We start from the raw sequence: 13,567 nt of genomic DNA, 5'->3' as shown, positions 1-13,567 counted from the left end.
CGCGGTTTTCCACCCTACTCCTGAGCATTGCCCCAGCTCAGACCAGTCCCCTCTCCCTCAGGAGCGGGGCGCGTAGCCAGGGTTAGGGATAGGGGCGGACCTGACATAAACCACCAAGCGTTCCACGTAGGGTGGATGTCGCTCTTCACATCCACCGCCCTTGGTGGAAAATGCTTCGCGGTTTTCCACCCTACTCCTGAGCATTGCCCCAGCTCAGACCAGTCCCCTCTCCCTCAGGAGCGGGGCGCGTAGCCAGGGTTAGGGATAGGGGCGGAGCTGGCGTGAACCACGAATCATCCTACCCACCAACCCTTGGCGGAAAACGCTTCGCGGTTTTCCACCCGACCTACTCCTTGCGCTTCTTCGGCCGCTCCGGTTCGATGCCCTCGCTATTGCGCCGCAACTGCTCCTTGAGCAACGGCAGGTCCTGGTCGCGTGGATTGGGGGTGACGCTGGTCGGTTGGCGGATGTTGCCGTTGTTCAGCAGCGGCGGATGATTGGGCGAGATCCCCCGGGGAGCCTGGTACGGCACGGGCTGGCCGAAGGGCGTCGGCGTCGGTGTGCCCGGCGAGCCGGGCTGCGCGGCATAGACCGGCAAGCTCGCCAGGAACAGGACGGTCCAGAAATGCCTGAGCATGGTCATCCTCCGGATGTGCAAACCTGCTTCCAGCTTAATCCCACCCGGCACAACGGGACGCCCGATCCGACCCACGGGCTAAACTGCCAGGACGAATCAATCGAGCCATCCTCTCCATGAACGCACCGAAAACCACCAGCGAAGCCCAACGCCGCCGCGAAGAAGGCTATCGCGAGAAAGCCCTGAAGATGTACCCCTGGGTCTGCGGCCGCTGCGGGCGCGAGTTCTCCGGCAAGAACCTCAGCCAGTTGACCGTGCACCACCGCGACCACAACCACGACAACAACCCCGAGGACGGCTCCAACTGGGAGCTGCTGTGCCTCTACTGCCACGACAACGAGCACTCCCGCTACACCGACCAGCAGTACTTCGCCGAAGGCTCGACGGCCAGCCCGCAGGCGCCGAAGACCACCTACAAGGCCTTCGGCAACCTGGCCGACCTGCTCAAGGGCAAGGACGGCGCGGGCTGAACGCCTGCGCACAGACGCGGTCCCTGATAAGACCAGGACCTGACGGAGCCCCACCATGACCGATACCGCCACCCCGACCCACCAATCCCCCAACGTGCACGGCTGGGAGCGCGCCGCCTGCCTCGGCGGCGGCGCCCTGCTGATCGGCAAGGGCCTGCGCCGAGGCGGTCTGCTCGGCCTGCTGGAACTGGCCGTCGGCGGAATCGGCCTGGCCCGAGGCATCACCGGCCAGTGCCCGGCCAAGCGCTACCTGGCGGAAACCCGCGCCGAACTGGACGAGATCCGCCGCGAACTGGATGTGGCCGGCAAGCGGTTGGCGGAGTTGGGTGAGGCCAGGAAGGCCTGAAGAGATTTGTTTATTGGGTCCGCGGGGAAGACGCAGGAAACTCCGAGTCCCCGTCATCCGCGAACGCGGGACCCCACACTCCTACAACCCCGACTTCAACCGGCTGAACGCCCGCGTCAGCGCCCTGTTGAAGGCCTTGCCGTTGTCGTTCTTGGTGTACAGCGTGGCGCGCACTTCCGCCGACGGGTAGGTGCCCGGGTCGGAGAGGATCGCCGGGGCGACCGTGGCGGCGGCCGCCGGCACCGCGTTGGCGTAGTGGATGTTGTTGGTGATCGCGCCGATCACCTCGGGGCGCATCAGGTGGTCCATCAGCGCCAGCCCCGCCTGGGGATGCGGCGCGTCCTTGGGGATCACCATCGCATCGAACCAGATCAGCGTCCCCTCGCGCGGGATGCTGTAGTGGATCGCATAGGGCTTGCCGGCCTGCTGCGCCTGGCCGGCGGCGATCGCCACGTTGCCGTTCCAGGACATCGCCAGGCAGGTGTCGCCATTGGCCAGGTCGTTGATGTTGCGGTCGTTGTCGAAGTAGCGGATGTACGGCCGCACCTTGGCCAGGTGCTCCTCGGCCTCCTTCAGGTCATCGAGGTTCTGCTGGTTGATGTCCAGGCCCAGGTAGCGCATGGCCGCGGCGAACACCTCGTTGGGATCGTTGAGGAAGCTCACCCCGCAATCGGCGAAACGCGACACCACCGCCGGGTCCATCAGCATCGACCAGCTATCCACCGGCGCATCCGCCATGCGCGCCTCGATCGCCTGCTGCTGGTAGCCGAAGCCGGTGGTCCCCCAGACGTACAGGCCGGCGTAGCGGTTGCCCGGATCGAAGGCCGCCATGTGCCCGGTGAACTCCGCGTCGAGCCCCTGGAAATGCGGCAGCCGCTCCTTGTCCAGCGGTTGCAGCGCGCCGCTGGCGATGGCGCGGGTCAGGTGCTGGCCGGCGGTCAGCACCAGGTCGTAGCCGCTGCGGCCGGTGAGCAGCTTGGTTTCCACGGTCTCCAGCGAGTCGAAATGATCGACCACCACCTTGATCCCGGTGCGCCGCTCGAAACTGGACAGGGTGTCCGGGGCCAGGTACTCGCCCCAGATGTACAGGTTGACCTGCTTCGCCTCCTCGGCGGCCGTGGCGTTCAAGGCGCCCAAGGCCAGGCCAAGGGCGATCAGCTTCGTGCACGGCTTCATGGCTACCTCCGGGCCGCGTACTGCGGCATGGTGATGCAGGCGACGTTGCCGCCGCCGAGCAGGATTTCCCGCGAGTCCTCGATGCCGAGGATGCGGTGCTGCGGGAACAGCTCGGCCAGGGTCGACAGCGCCACCTGGTCGTTGGGATCGCCGAACAGCGGCACGACGATCACCGAATTGCCGGCGTAGTAGTTGATATAGGACGCGCAGATGCGGGTGCCGGCCTGGCGCAGGTGGGTGCCGTCGACCTGGTCGAGGCCCTCGGCCTCCTCCGCCGTCCACTCCAACGCGCGTGGCTGCGGCAGCTTGTGTACCACCAGCTCGCGGCCGCGGGCGTCGCGGGTGCCGCGCAGGATGTCGTAGGCCTCCTGGTAGATTTCCCACTGCGGGTCGTCGCGGTCGTCGGTCCATTGCAGCACCACTTCGCCGGGACGCACGAAGCAGGCGAGGTCGTCGACATGGCCGTCGGTCTCGTCGAACTTGCAGCCGCGAGGCAGCCAGACCACCTGCTCGGCGCCGAGGTAGTCGGTGAGCCGGCGGGTCACCTCGTCCTTGCCCAGGTGGGCGTTGCGATTGCGGTTGAGCAGGCATTGCTCGGTGGTCAGCAGGCTGCCCTGGCCGTCGCTCTGGATGCCGCCCAGCTCGGCGATCAGCGGCGCGCGGTAGCGGTCGAAGCCCTCGATCTCGAGGATCTTCTGGGCGATCTGGTCGTCCTTGTCCCACGGATAGTAGAGGCCGCCATCGAGGCCGCCGTAGGCGTTGAACTCGAAGTCCACGCCACGCACCTCGCCGCTGTCGTCGTTGACCACGAAGCACGGGCCGCTGTCGCGGAACCAGGTGTCGTTGCAGGTCATCTCCACCACCCGCACATGCGCCGGCAACAGGCGCCGGGCGTTGGCGTACTGGGCGGCGGAGGCACAGACGGTGACCGGCTCGCTGCTGGCGATGGCGCTGACGATCTCCACCCAGACCTTCTGCGCCGGCTTGCCGCCGTTGCGCCAGACGTCCGGGCGCTCGGGCCAGCCCAGCCAGCAGCGGGTCTTGGGTTCGAATTCACCGGGCAGGCGGAAGCCGTCGGCCTTGGGCGTGGAAGTCAGGGTACGTGCCACGGGACACCTCGTCGGTTCGATGGGATGAGCCGACAGTACCCGCGCCGGAAGCCCCGCGACTAATGACGAATATCGCGGAACCCTTGAGCTGAATTCACCGATCTTCTAACTGATCGATGAACCAACCGATGAATTGCGCCACCGCCGGCTTGTCCAGGCGCAGCCGCTCGCAGACCAGCGCGTACTGCCCGAGCGATGCCACCGAGGCGGCGAACGGCCGTACCAGGCGGCCGCTGGCAAGGTCCTCGGCGCTGGTCAGGTTGTCGCCGATGGCCACGCCCTGGCCCTGCGCGGCGGCCTCCAGGGTCAGCCCGGCATGGCCTAGGTAGAGATGCCGCGCCGGCTGCACACCGGCCGCGTGGGTGCTGAGCCAGGCGCTCCAGGTCTTGCCATCCTGGTCGTCGTGCAGCAGGCAGTGACGGGCCAGGTCGCGCGGGTGCTTGAGCGGTAGCTGGTTGAACAGCCCCGGGCTGCACACCGGGAAGAACTCCAGCGCCGGCAACGGACGGACGAAATAGGTGCTGGCGTCTTCCGGCCCGGTGCCGTAGCTGACCGCCAGGTCGATCTCCTCGCCGGGCACCGCCTGCTCCAGCGGCTGCTCGTAGAGATGCAGGGTGATCTGCGGATGGCGCTCGCCGAAATCGGCCAGGCGGCCGAGCAGCCATTTCTGCGCCAGCTCGGCGGTCACCGCGATGCGCAGTTGTGCCTGCGAGCCGGGATCGCGCAGTTCGTCGCAGGCATCGCCGATCAGCTCGAAGGCCTGCTGCAGGCTGTGCAACAGGCGCCGCGCCTGGGGCGTCGGCCGTACCTGGCGGCCGACGCGGACGAACAGCGGCGTGCCAAGCTGCTCCTCGAGCTGGCGAATCTGGTGGCTGACCGCGCTGTCGGTGACGCACAGCTCGGCGGCGGCACGGCCGAAGTGCGCATGCCGCGCCGCGCACTCGAAAGTACGCAGGGCGGTCAGGGACGGCAGGCGGCGCATGGGCGGTCAGCGCAGCAGCGGGGTGTTCAGGACCTTGGAGGGCCCGCCGATCAGGTTCTCGCTGATCCCCACGAAGTCCTTGGTGCTGACCTTGTCCAGGCGCATCAGGCCACGGGCGACGTCGTCCAGCGAGTAGCGCTTCTCGCTGCGCTGGCGGATTTCCCGGTCGAGCTCCTGCAACAGCAGCACCGCGCGCGCGGTGACCGGGCCGCTGGCCTGTTCGGTGCGCAGGCTGGTGACCTTGCGGCTCCACTTGCCCAGCGACTTGCGTACCTGCTGGTAGCGCCCCTCGCTCATGCCGCCGGCGCGGCGCAGCAGTTCGATGGCGTAGTACTCGGCCAGGCCCTCGGTGATCCAGTCGCTGCGGTCGGTGTCGCGGATGCCGCTGAACACGTGGACCAGTTCGTGGATCAACGAGCTGGTGCCGTTCTCGCTGACCAGCGGCCGGTCGGCGTGCATGAACAGCGAGTTCGGCCCGGACAGCCCGCCACGCCACATCGGGTCGCCGGCGCCGACCACCAGCAGCTTGGCCGGATCGCGCGGGAACACCGCCTGCACTTCCGGCCAGACGAAGGTCAGCAGGGTCAGCACATCCATTCGCCGCATGCCCTCGCCCACCGGCGCGGCCACCGTCACCTCGGTCTCGCCGAGACGCGCACGCCGGGAGCCGAGTTCGCCGGCCAGGATCCAGCCGGTCGGACGGTCGAACAGGCGCGCCGGGTTGTCGATGCGGAAACGGTTCTTGCCGATGCGCGGCCAGCCGGTTTCCACGCTCTTCCAGCCCTTGGGCAGCTCGAATTGCAGGCGCGACACCAGCTCCACGCCCTGCGCCTGGTCGAGCCGGGCGCTGGGCACCAGGTCGTCGCCACGCAGCAGCGCCCATTTGTCGGTCATCCGCGCATCGAAACGACCGGAGTCGCGCGGATGGCTGACCTTGACCCGGTAGCGCAGGGTGCTCTTGCCCTCGCCGGGCAGCCAGGTGCCGGAACGGCCGTCCTCTTCCTGGCTCCACTGGCCCTGGCCATCGGTCTCGAAATCGCTGTAGTAGCCCTTGTCGCCGAGATTGAAACGCAGGCTGTTCACCGCCTTGCCGCTTTCCAGGATCAGGCTGACCTCGGCCTGGTCGCTTTCCGGCAGGAGGCGCACCCGGTAATCCAGATCGACCTTCTTGGCCGCCCAGGCCGGTGTGCAGAGCGCGGCGGCGAGAACGAATGGCAACAGGGAACGAATGGGTTTCACGCTGACGGCTCCTTGAGGTGATCGACTGTCCATGGCCCCGCCACACGGCGGGCCGGGACCATAATGCCAGAGGCCGTTGGACAAGGAACGTGGCGGCGAGTTTTACGGGAGTGGAGAAGTGGGGGCCGGCACCAAAAGCCCCTCTCCCCAACCCTCTCCCATGAATGGGAGAGGGGGCTGTCCGTGCATAACGGAACCAGAGTCGTCCGACATGAAAGCAAGCCAGATACCCCACACGGAGTTCGACGGATAGTCACCCCTCTCCCGTTTACGGGAGAGGGGCCGGGGGAGAGGGTCATCGAGCCCCACACGGAACTGCCAGGACGTAGCCCGGATGCAATCCGGGGGCGAGGGTCACCGGCTTTCCCGGATTGCATCCGGGCTACGTGCAGCGTGTGCCTAGCCGGCGCGGAAGATCAGGTAGTCTTCCCAATCGTCCTCGCTCACGCTGGTTTCGCTGAGCATGTTGCCGGACTGGGAAATACCCGCCCGGTGCACTGCCTGCGGGTCGCCGCAGACCAGCGGGTGCCAGGGCGGCAGGTCCAGCCCCTCGGCCACCAGGCGGTAGCCGCAGGTCGGCGGCAACCAGCGGAACTCGCTGGCCTGGCCGGGGGTGAGCTGGATGCAGTCGCTGACGAACGTGCGCCGGTTCGGGTAGTCGCTGCAGCGGCAGGTCTCGAGGTCGAGCAGTTTGCAGGCGATGCGCGTGTAGTAGACACTGCCGTCGTCCTCGTCCTCGAGCTTCTGCAGGCAGCACAGGCCGCAGCCGTCGCACAGGGACTCCCATTCCTGGTGGTCCAGTTCGGCGAGAGTCTTGCGTTTCCAGAAGGGTTCGACTTTGACGGCCATGACGGTGCGGCGGGGCGGATAGCGGGAAGGGGCGCGAGTCTAGCGCTGTGCGGGGCCGGGGCCAAGGGTTGGGTGCCGAGTGGCGAGGGTTTTCAATGGGTCCCCGCGAACGCGGGGACCCAATAAAATCAACTCAATACCCCCGCTCAAACTCCACTTCCCCCCGCAACGCCTCGCCAGCCCGGTAACGCGCCAGGTTGTCGAGGAACAGGTCAGCCATCAGCGGCGGCTGGGTCGGCGCCGAGCTGTGGCCGGTGATCAGCAGGCCGTAGGCGGTCCAGAACGGATGGCGCGGCGGCAGCGGCTCCTGGCGGCAGACATCGATCACCGCGCCGGCCAGGTGCCCTTCCTTCAGCGCCTCGACCAGATCGGCGTCGACCACCGCCACACCGCGCCCGGCGTTGATGAACAGCGCGCTGGGCCGGAAGCGGGCGAACAGCGCGGCGTCGTAGATATCCTGGGTCGCCGGGGTGTCCGGCAGCAGGTTGATCACGTAGTCGGCCTCGCCCACCAACCGACCCAGTGCGTCCAGCCCGGCCACCTCGCGGAATGGCTCCATGGCGCGCGGCTCGCGGGCGATGCCGTACAGTTCGATGCCGAAGGGCGCCAGGAAGCGCGCCACGCTCTGGCCGATGTCACCGCAACCGACGATCAGCACCCTCCTCCCGGCCAGGCTCTGCGGCGCTCGGTTGTTCCACTGGCGCATGGCTTGGCTGGTCAGCCGCGACAGCACCTCGCGCTCGTGGGCGAGCAGGTAGGTGAGCACGTACTCGGCCATCACCTGGCCGAAGATGCCCACCGCGCGGGTCAGCCGGTAGTCACGTGGCAGCCCGTCCGCCAGCAGCGGCGTGATGCCGGCCCAGGTGGATTGCAGCCAGTCGGGCTTGAGGCCACGGCGCAGCAGGTTGGCCAGCAGGTCCGGCTGGCCGAGCCAGATCGGGCAGTCGGCGGCCAGGCCCGCCAGTTCGACGGGGTCGTCGCTGCCGCGCAGCTCCAGGCCGGGATCGGCCTCGCGCAGCAGTTCGGCATAACGGATGTGGTCGTGTTCGGCGATCAGGATGGGCATGGTTGGAAATCAGACCGGGTCGTTGCGGCGCAGCAATTCTTCCGGCAGGTGCTCGATGTATTCCTCTTCGGCCGGCGGCATCTGCAGGTGGAAGCCCTGCTTTTCGAGGTTCTCCAGCACCACGCCGATGTCCTCGCGGGCCAGTTGGCGCTCGGGGCTGAGGACCAGGTCGAACACATGCTGCGGCGCGCCGAAGGCGGCGATCAGGCCTTCCGGCACCTTGCTCAGGGCGTCGGCCTTGAGCACGTAGAGGTACATTTCGTTCTTGCGCGGGCTCTTGTAGATGGAGCAGATACGTTTCATGCCTGTACTCCCGGTGTCTGGCCGGCCAAGGTGTCCAGCAATGCCTGGCCCATCAGTTCACGCCGCCAGCCGCGCAGCGACTCGGGCAACTGGTAGGGACCGGCGGGAAAGCCGCTTTTCAGCAGGGCTTCGAGGGTTTTCTTGCGCAGCATCAGCTCCGGCGCCATGTCTAGGCGCTCGGCCTCGCGCTGGCCGACCGCACGCAGCTTCTTCAGCACGCCGGAAGCCTCCGGCGGCAGCGGCTCGGGCAACGGCTCGGGCCACTCCTGCGGCGGCAGCGCGGCGGCCTCCTTGATCAGCGCGAGGATGAACTCGCCGTCCTGGCGCACGGTGCGCGGGTGCATGTCGTCGATGCGCGCCAGGCTGACCAGGTTGTCCGGCTGGAAACGCGCCAGCGGCCACAGCGAATTCTCGCGCAGCACGCGGTTGCGCGGCTGGTTGCGCGCCCGCGCCTCGCGCTCGCGCCAAATGCACAGCGCGCGCAGGACGGCGAGTTGCTGGGGCGCCAGTTTCCAGGCCAGCTTGGCGTCCTTGTAGGCTTCCTCGGGCGGCGTGACGCGGCGCTGATTGGCGAGCAGCTCCTCACCGTCCTCCAGCAGCCAGGCGTTCTTCTCGGCGGACAGCCTGGGCAGCAGCGCCTCGTAGAGTTCGGCGAGATGCAGCACGTCCTCGGCGGCATAGCTGAGCTGGGTCGGCGACAGCGGGCGCTGCAGCCAGTCGGAACGGGTCTCGCCCTTGGGCAACTCGACGCCCAGCACCTCCTGCACCAGCCGCGAATAGCCCATGGAGAAGCCGAGGTTGAGGTAGGCCGCGGCCAGTTGGGTGTCGAACAGCGGGGTCGGCAGCGCGCCGACCAGTCGCTCGAAGACCTCGAGGTCCTCGCTGCAGGCGTGCAGCACCTTGACCACCGCCGGGTTCTCCAGAAGCGCGGCGAAGGGCGCCCAGTCGCCGATCAGCAGGGGATCGATCAGCCAGGCGGCGCTGCCGTCGCCGACCTGCACCAGGCCGGCCAGGGGATAGAAGGTGTCGACCCGCACGAACTCGGTGTCCAGCACCACGAAGGGCAGCTTCTGCCAGGTCGCGCAATGCTGCGCCAGGCTGGCGTCGTCGCGGATCCAGTTGATATCGATAGCCACGGGGCTCTCCTTTGCGAAGGCGCGCAGTATATCCAGCACGGCAATTAACGGATATTCACGGCTTGTCCGCATCCATGGGCGTCACTATGCTGCCGGCGCTTGTCCGACAACTCTCAGAATAAGGGAATGCGATGAAAAAGCTTCTCGGGCTCGTCGTCCTGCTGCTCGCCGCCGGCGCCGCCTACCTCGCGGTCACCCCCAGCCCCATCGACCCGCTGGCCTGGGACGCGCCCACCGCGCCGACCATGACCGGCGTGCTGGAACCCAACGACACGCTGATGAAGGCCGAACTGCTCGCCAAGGGCGAGGTCCACGGCCCGGAAGACACCGCGGTGGACGGCCAGGGCCGCGTCTACGCCGGCCTGCACGACGGTCGGGTGGTGCGCATCGGCGCGGACGGCGCGGTGCAGACCTTCGCCGACACCGGCGGCCGGCCGCTGGGCATGGACTTCGACGCCCAGGGCAACCTGATCGTCGCCGACGCCTACAAGGGCCTGCTGCGCATCGATCCGCAAGGCAACATAGCGGTGCTCGCCACCGAGGCCGACGGCGTGCCGTTCCGCTTCACCGACGACCTCGACATCGCCAGCGACGGCCGCATCTACTTCTCCGACGCCTCGTCGAAGTTCGAGCAACCGGACTACCTGCTCGACCTGCTGGAAGCCCGCCCGCATGGCCGCCTGCTGCGCCACGACCCGGCCACCGGCAAGACCGAGACGCTGCTGGGCGACCTCTATTTCGCCAACGGCGTGGCGCTGTCGAAGGACGAGGACTTCGTGCTGGTCAACGAGACCTACCGCTACCGCATCCAGCGCTACTGGCTGAAAGGTGACAAGGCCGGCACCCACGAGGTGTTCATCGACAACCTGCCGGGCCTGCCGGACAACCTGCAAGGCGACCGCGCCGGCACTTTCTGGGTCGCCCTGCCCACCCCGCGCAAGGCCGACGCCGACTTCCTGCACCGCAACCCCTGGCTCAAGGCCCAGCTCGCCAAGCTGCCGCGCGCGCTATGGCCGAAGCCGATCCCCTACGGCTTCGCCATCGCCCTCGACGAAAACGGCAAGATCGTCCGCAGCCTGCACGACACCAGCGGCACGCACCTGCAGATGGTCACCTCGGTGAAGCCGGTGGGCGATTACCTGTACCTGGGCAGCCTGGACAACGACCGGATCGGCAAGCTGAAGATTCACTAAGGCCGCCCACCTCTCGTAGCCCGGATTTCATCCGGGCTACGTCGATTTTGTTTATTGGATTCCCGCGTTCGCGGCGGCCCGCGTAGGGGAATGACGGGGGTGAAGGCCGCGGTTCGTCATCCCCGCGAACGCGGGGATCCAGTCCGTAGGACGGGTCGAGGAGCGCAGCGACGATACCCATCGATGCGCTCCCGTTTTCATGGAGCGCTCTGCCCGGCCACGAACCGGTCGCTGGCGGCAGTCACCTCGACCACGGGCTGGTCCAGCAACGCCTGCATTCGCGCCCGTGTCTCGTCCATCAGTTCGTCCAGGCGCTCGACGCTGTAGACGCTGGCGTCCAACGGTTCACCGACCTGCAACCGCACCGCCTGGCCGAGATTGAAATGCCAGGTGCGCGCCGGCAGCACCTTGTGGATGCCGCTGATGGCCACCGGGATGATCACCGCCTGGGTATCCAGGGCCAGGTGGAAACAGCCCTTCTTGAACGGCAGCAGTTGCCCGTCCCTGGAGCGCGTCCCCTCGGGCGCGGCCCACAGCACGATGCCGCTTTCCATCATCTTCCGGGCGGTTTCCAGATCCTTCAGGGCCTGGTAGCGGTTGTGGCGGTCCAGCGAAGGGAACTCGGCGGCACGCATGGCGCGGCCGAAGAAGGGAATGCGGAACAACTCCTTCTTGGTCAGCATGCGGATCGAGCCGGGCAGCGCGACGAAGCTGGCGGGAATGTCGTAGTGGCTGGAGTGGTTGCAGAGGATCAGGTAGCGGCGGCCGTCGTTGAAATCCGGCATCGGCCCCTGCACGTCCAGCCGCACGCGGACCAGGCGCAGCAACAGCGACGACCAGCGCCGCGTGTAGCCGTCCACGTCGCGGCGGGTGAGACGGCCGAACTGGGCACGGAAAATGACGACCAGGCAGTAATACAAGGTCACCAGGAAGGACCCCAGCACCACGCCCAGACGGCGGGCCAGGGTCGCGCTCTCGGTGACAGGTTGCAGGCGCAGCATGAATGCTCCCCATCTTTTCTTATCGGTGCGAGTCTATGATGCCCACTGACTTGGAAACGATACAGGAGTTCGTCATGCCGCTCGCGCAACTGCTCACCCCCGAGCAACTGGCCGCCCGCCTCGGGCAACCCGGGCTGGTGATCCTCGACTGCCGCTTCGCCCTGGAGGACGTCGACCACGGACAACGCAGCTATGCCGAAGGCCATATTCCCGGCGCGCGGTTCGCCGACCTCGAACGCGATCTCTCCGGGCCGATCGTCAAGGGCGTGACCGGCCGCCACCCGCTGCCGGACCCGCAGCGCCTGGTCGAACGCCTGCAAGCCTGGGGCATCGACGACACCAGCGAGATCGTCCTCTACGATGACGGCCCCGGCGCCTTCGCCGCGCGCGCCTGGTGGCTGCTGGCCTGGCTGGGCAAGCGCGACGGCGTCCACCTGCTCGACGGCGGCTTCAATGCCTGGCGCGCCGCCGGCCTGCCGCTCACCCCGGAAGTGCCGGAAGTCCAGCCGGGCAGCTTCCAGGGCCAGCCCGACGCCAGCCTGGTGCTGAGCGCCGAACAACTCCGCCAACGCCTGAACGCCCCAGACCTGACGCTGATCGACGCCCGCGCCCTGCCACGCTTCCGTGGCGAAGTGGAGCCGCTCGACCCGGTCGCCGGGCACATTCCCGGCGCGCGCTGCGCGGCCTTTACCGACAACCTCGGCAGCGACGGCCGCTTCCTGCCGGTAGCACAACTGCAGCAGCGCTTCTCCACCCTGCTCGCCGGCCAGCCGCCGGAACGCCTGGTGGCCTACTGCGGTTCGGGGGTCACCGCCTGCCACAACCTGTTCGCCCTGAGCCTCGCCGGCTATCCGCTGGCACCGCTCTACGCCGGCTCGTGGAGCGAATGGATCACCGACCCGTCGCGGCCGGTGGCCACCGGCGACTGAGCCGAAGGCTTCGCATCGCGGCCATGGGCCGCTCCTGCATTCGTTACTGGATTCCCGCGTTCGCGGGACAGCGCTTGCGCTGAACGCGCTTCAGCGCGGCCCGAAGGGCGAGCGCAGCGAGTAATGACGAGGGTCGGGGAGCGCGCGGTGTCCCTCCCGTCGTCCTCGCGAACACGAGGACCCAGAAAACGAAAAAACCGCCCGCAGGATGCGGTCGACGATACCCATCGCATCGCCGCCGATGGGCATCGCCCCGCTCACAGCCACCTCCCGTAGGAGCGCGCCATGCGCGCGATTCGTGGCCCCCGACCACTCCCAACGGACATTCCTACTAAGCACCCCGCGCTATATGGCTTATGCCTTAAATCTTCAATTGATTTAAAAACAATCCTTTACAACACAAAGGTCGCACTACACTTCAACGTGAGCGGCTAACCCCGCTTCCGGTGGGGCCTTTCCGAGAACACTAGAAAAAGCTGCCATGCGCCCCGGCCTCACCGGCACCCTATTCGACGGAGGTTCGTATGGGCATCGCCGCCAGTGAACTGCGCCAGCACGTGATCCGCCCTACCCTCCTCTACCTGGGCTGCCATTCGGCCAGTGCCGAAGCCCTGCTGCTGGGCATCGCCGCCAGCCAGTCGGCCCTCGGCAGCGCCCTGGACGATACGAACGGCCATGGTCTCTACCGTATCGGCGACGTTCGCCACAAGTTGCTCTGGGACCACCACCTGGCCCTGGACCCGGACCTCGCCAGCCGGGTACGCGGCCTGGCCAGCCAGCACGCCTTCCTGTCCGCGCCGCACCTCGAACTCACCGTCAACCTGCGCTATGCCACGGCCATCGCCTGGCTGCTGGTGCAGGTGGAAGAAACGCCGCTGCCGGCCGCCGACGACCTGGTCGGGCTGGCCCAGATCTGGCGCCAGGTGTTCCGGCCCGACGGCCAGGTTCGCGATTTCCTGCACGCCTGGCGACACTGCGTAGGCCATCTCAGCCACGTCGCCTGAACGGACTCCCCCGCCCCCGGAACACCTCCTCGCATCGCGACAAAGTGTCGCAAGATGCCATCAAAATGCCGCACTTTGTCCGACAATCGACAAAAATCCTTTCTGGAAAGCGTTCCGAAATGCTGCT

15 protein-coding genes are annotated in these 13,567 nt (G+C 67.4%); 5 read left to right on the top strand and 10 right to left on the bottom strand.

The genetic code is table 11. The features are described 5' to 3' along the window. Positions 1 to 346 precede the first annotated feature (346 nt). Complete coding sequence (locus PSEWESI4_RS10065; RefSeq protein ID WP_187671067.1) at positions 347 to 637, bottom strand: hypothetical protein; 291 nt, start codon at positions 635 to 637, stop codon at positions 347 to 349. A 116-nt stretch (positions 638 to 753) separates the two neighbouring features. On the opposite strand from PSEWESI4_RS10065, the gene PSEWESI4_RS10060 reads away from it, so the two are divergent. Both PSEWESI4_RS10060 and PSEWESI4_RS10055 read left to right on the top strand, forming a co-directional pair. After that, positions 754 to 1,107, top strand: coding sequence for a YajD family HNH nuclease (locus PSEWESI4_RS10060; protein WP_187671066.1), 354 nt, complete (start codon positions 754 to 756; stop codon positions 1,105 to 1,107). 55 nt (positions 1,108 to 1,162) lie between these two features. Then, the gene (locus tag PSEWESI4_RS10055) at positions 1,163 to 1,453 is read left to right on the top strand and encodes a YgaP-like transmembrane domain (protein ID WP_187671065.1); all 291 of its coding nucleotides are present in this window, start codon (positions 1,163 to 1,165) and stop codon (positions 1,451 to 1,453) included. An 81-nt stretch (positions 1,454 to 1,534) separates the two neighbouring features. Here PSEWESI4_RS10055 and PSEWESI4_RS10050 read toward each other — a convergent pair whose 3' ends face one another. The 8 genes from PSEWESI4_RS10050 to rnd all read right to left on the bottom strand — a co-directional run bounded on the left by PSEWESI4_RS10050 (position 1,535) and on the right by rnd (position 9,313). Then, positions 1,535 to 2,629 (bottom strand): extracellular solute-binding protein, encoded by a 1,095-nt coding sequence (locus tag PSEWESI4_RS10050; protein WP_187671064.1) that lies wholly within the window; start codon positions 2,627 to 2,629, stop codon positions 1,535 to 1,537. A gap of 2 nt (positions 2,630 to 2,631) precedes the next feature. Then, positions 2,632 to 3,738, bottom strand: coding sequence for an agmatine deiminase (aguA, locus tag PSEWESI4_RS10045; RefSeq protein WP_187671063.1), 1,107 nt, complete (start codon positions 3,736 to 3,738; stop codon positions 2,632 to 2,634). Between the two features lie 94 nt (positions 3,739 to 3,832). Then, a complete protein-coding gene (locus tag PSEWESI4_RS10040) occupies positions 3,833 to 4,720 on the bottom strand; it encodes a LysR substrate-binding domain-containing protein (RefSeq protein ID WP_187671062.1) in 888 nt (295 codons plus the stop codon). A 6-nt stretch (positions 4,721 to 4,726) separates the two neighbouring features. Beyond that, complete coding sequence (locus PSEWESI4_RS10035; RefSeq protein ID WP_408004296.1) at positions 4,727 to 5,992, bottom strand: hypothetical protein; 1,266 nt, start codon at positions 5,990 to 5,992, stop codon at positions 4,727 to 4,729. A gap of 366 nt (positions 5,993 to 6,358) precedes the next feature. Further along, positions 6,359 to 6,808, bottom strand: a complete 450-nt coding sequence (locus tag PSEWESI4_RS10030) for a YcgN family cysteine cluster protein (protein ID WP_187671061.1) — start codon at positions 6,806 to 6,808, stop codon at positions 6,359 to 6,361. A gap of 133 nt (positions 6,809 to 6,941) precedes the next feature. Continuing rightward, entirely contained in the window at positions 6,942 to 7,874 is a 933-nt protein-coding gene (locus PSEWESI4_RS10025; RefSeq protein ID WP_187671060.1) for a D-2-hydroxyacid dehydrogenase, read from the bottom strand. Positions 7,875 to 7,883: 9 nt separating this feature from the next. Then, complete coding sequence (locus PSEWESI4_RS10020) at positions 7,884 to 8,177, bottom strand: YcgL domain-containing protein (protein WP_187671059.1); 294 nt, start codon at positions 8,175 to 8,177, stop codon at positions 7,884 to 7,886. Further along, positions 8,174 to 9,313 carry a ribonuclease D gene (gene rnd / locus PSEWESI4_RS10015; protein WP_187671058.1) on the bottom strand — a complete coding sequence of 380 codons (1,140 nt, stop codon included), beginning with the start codon at positions 9,311 to 9,313 and terminating at the stop codon, positions 8,174 to 8,176. Before rnd ends, PSEWESI4_RS10020 begins: the two co-directional genes overlap by 4 nt. 131 nt (positions 9,314 to 9,444) lie before the next feature. Between rnd and PSEWESI4_RS10010 the strand changes: the two genes are divergently transcribed. Then, positions 9,445 to 10,506, top strand: coding sequence for an SMP-30/gluconolactonase/LRE family protein (locus tag PSEWESI4_RS10010; RefSeq protein ID WP_187671057.1), 1,062 nt, complete (start codon positions 9,445 to 9,447; stop codon positions 10,504 to 10,506). Between the two features lie 197 nt (positions 10,507 to 10,703). On the opposite strand, the gene PSEWESI4_RS10005 is transcribed toward PSEWESI4_RS10010, so the two are convergent. Beyond that, a complete protein-coding gene (locus PSEWESI4_RS10005; protein ID WP_187671056.1) occupies positions 10,704 to 11,507 on the bottom strand; it encodes a lysophospholipid acyltransferase family protein in 804 nt (267 codons plus the stop codon). 74 nt (positions 11,508 to 11,581) lie between these two features. Between PSEWESI4_RS10005 and PSEWESI4_RS10000 the strand changes: the two genes are divergently transcribed. Beyond that, the gene (locus tag PSEWESI4_RS10000) at positions 11,582 to 12,436 is read left to right on the top strand and encodes a sulfurtransferase (protein ID WP_187671055.1); all 855 of its coding nucleotides are present in this window, start codon (positions 11,582 to 11,584) and stop codon (positions 12,434 to 12,436) included. A gap of 524 nt (positions 12,437 to 12,960) precedes the next feature. Beyond that, complete coding sequence (locus PSEWESI4_RS09995) at positions 12,961 to 13,440, top strand: hypothetical protein (RefSeq protein ID WP_187671054.1); 480 nt, start codon at positions 12,961 to 12,963, stop codon at positions 13,438 to 13,440. Positions 13,441 to 13,567 lie beyond the last annotated feature (127 nt).

Origin of the sequence: Zestomonas carbonaria, assembly GCF_904061905.1 — a bacterium.
GTDB classification, from domain to species: Bacteria; Pseudomonadota; Gammaproteobacteria; order Pseudomonadales; family Pseudomonadaceae; genus Aquipseudomonas; species Aquipseudomonas carbonaria.
Note: the sequence above shows the minus strand (reverse complement) of the source record. Positions and strands in the feature narration are given on the sequence as shown.

What these genes read in the sequence shown, in the direction of transcription:
- PSEWESI4_RS10020 (WP_187671059.1), bottom strand. Translation starts at nt 8,177, where the DNA reads ATGAAACGTATCTGCTCCATCTACAAGAGCCCGCGCAAGAACGAAATG.
- PSEWESI4_RS10035 (WP_408004296.1), bottom strand. Translation starts at nt 5,992, where the DNA reads ATGGACAGTCGATCACCTCAAGGAGCCGTCAGCGTGAAACCCATTCGT.
- PSEWESI4_RS10005 (WP_187671056.1), bottom strand. Translation starts at nt 11,507, where the DNA reads ATGCTGCGCCTGCAACCTGTCACCGAGAGCGCGACCCTGGCCCGCCGT.
- PSEWESI4_RS10000 (WP_187671055.1), top strand. Translation starts at nt 11,582, where the DNA reads ATGCCGCTCGCGCAACTGCTCACCCCCGAGCAACTGGCCGCCCGCCTC.
- PSEWESI4_RS10010 (WP_187671057.1), top strand. Translation starts at nt 9,445, where the DNA reads ATGAAAAAGCTTCTCGGGCTCGTCGTCCTGCTGCTCGCCGCCGGCGCC.
- PSEWESI4_RS10060 (WP_187671066.1), top strand. Translation starts at nt 754, where the DNA reads ATGAACGCACCGAAAACCACCAGCGAAGCCCAACGCCGCCGCGAAGAA.
- PSEWESI4_RS09995 (WP_187671054.1), top strand. Translation starts at nt 12,961, where the DNA reads ATGGGCATCGCCGCCAGTGAACTGCGCCAGCACGTGATCCGCCCTACC.
- PSEWESI4_RS10025 (WP_187671060.1), bottom strand. Translation starts at nt 7,874, where the DNA reads ATGCCCATCCTGATCGCCGAACACGACCACATCCGTTATGCCGAACTG.
- PSEWESI4_RS10055 (WP_187671065.1), top strand. Translation starts at nt 1,163, where the DNA reads ATGACCGATACCGCCACCCCGACCCACCAATCCCCCAACGTGCACGGC.
- PSEWESI4_RS10040 (WP_187671062.1), bottom strand. Translation starts at nt 4,720, where the DNA reads ATGCGCCGCCTGCCGTCCCTGACCGCCCTGCGTACTTTCGAGTGCGCG.
- PSEWESI4_RS10030 (WP_187671061.1), bottom strand. Translation starts at nt 6,808, where the DNA reads ATGGCCGTCAAAGTCGAACCCTTCTGGAAACGCAAGACTCTCGCCGAA.
- PSEWESI4_RS10065 (WP_187671067.1), bottom strand. Translation starts at nt 637, where the DNA reads ATGCTCAGGCATTTCTGGACCGTCCTGTTCCTGGCGAGCTTGCCGGTC.
- PSEWESI4_RS10050 (WP_187671064.1), bottom strand. Translation starts at nt 2,629, where the DNA reads ATGAAGCCGTGCACGAAGCTGATCGCCCTTGGCCTGGCCTTGGGCGCC.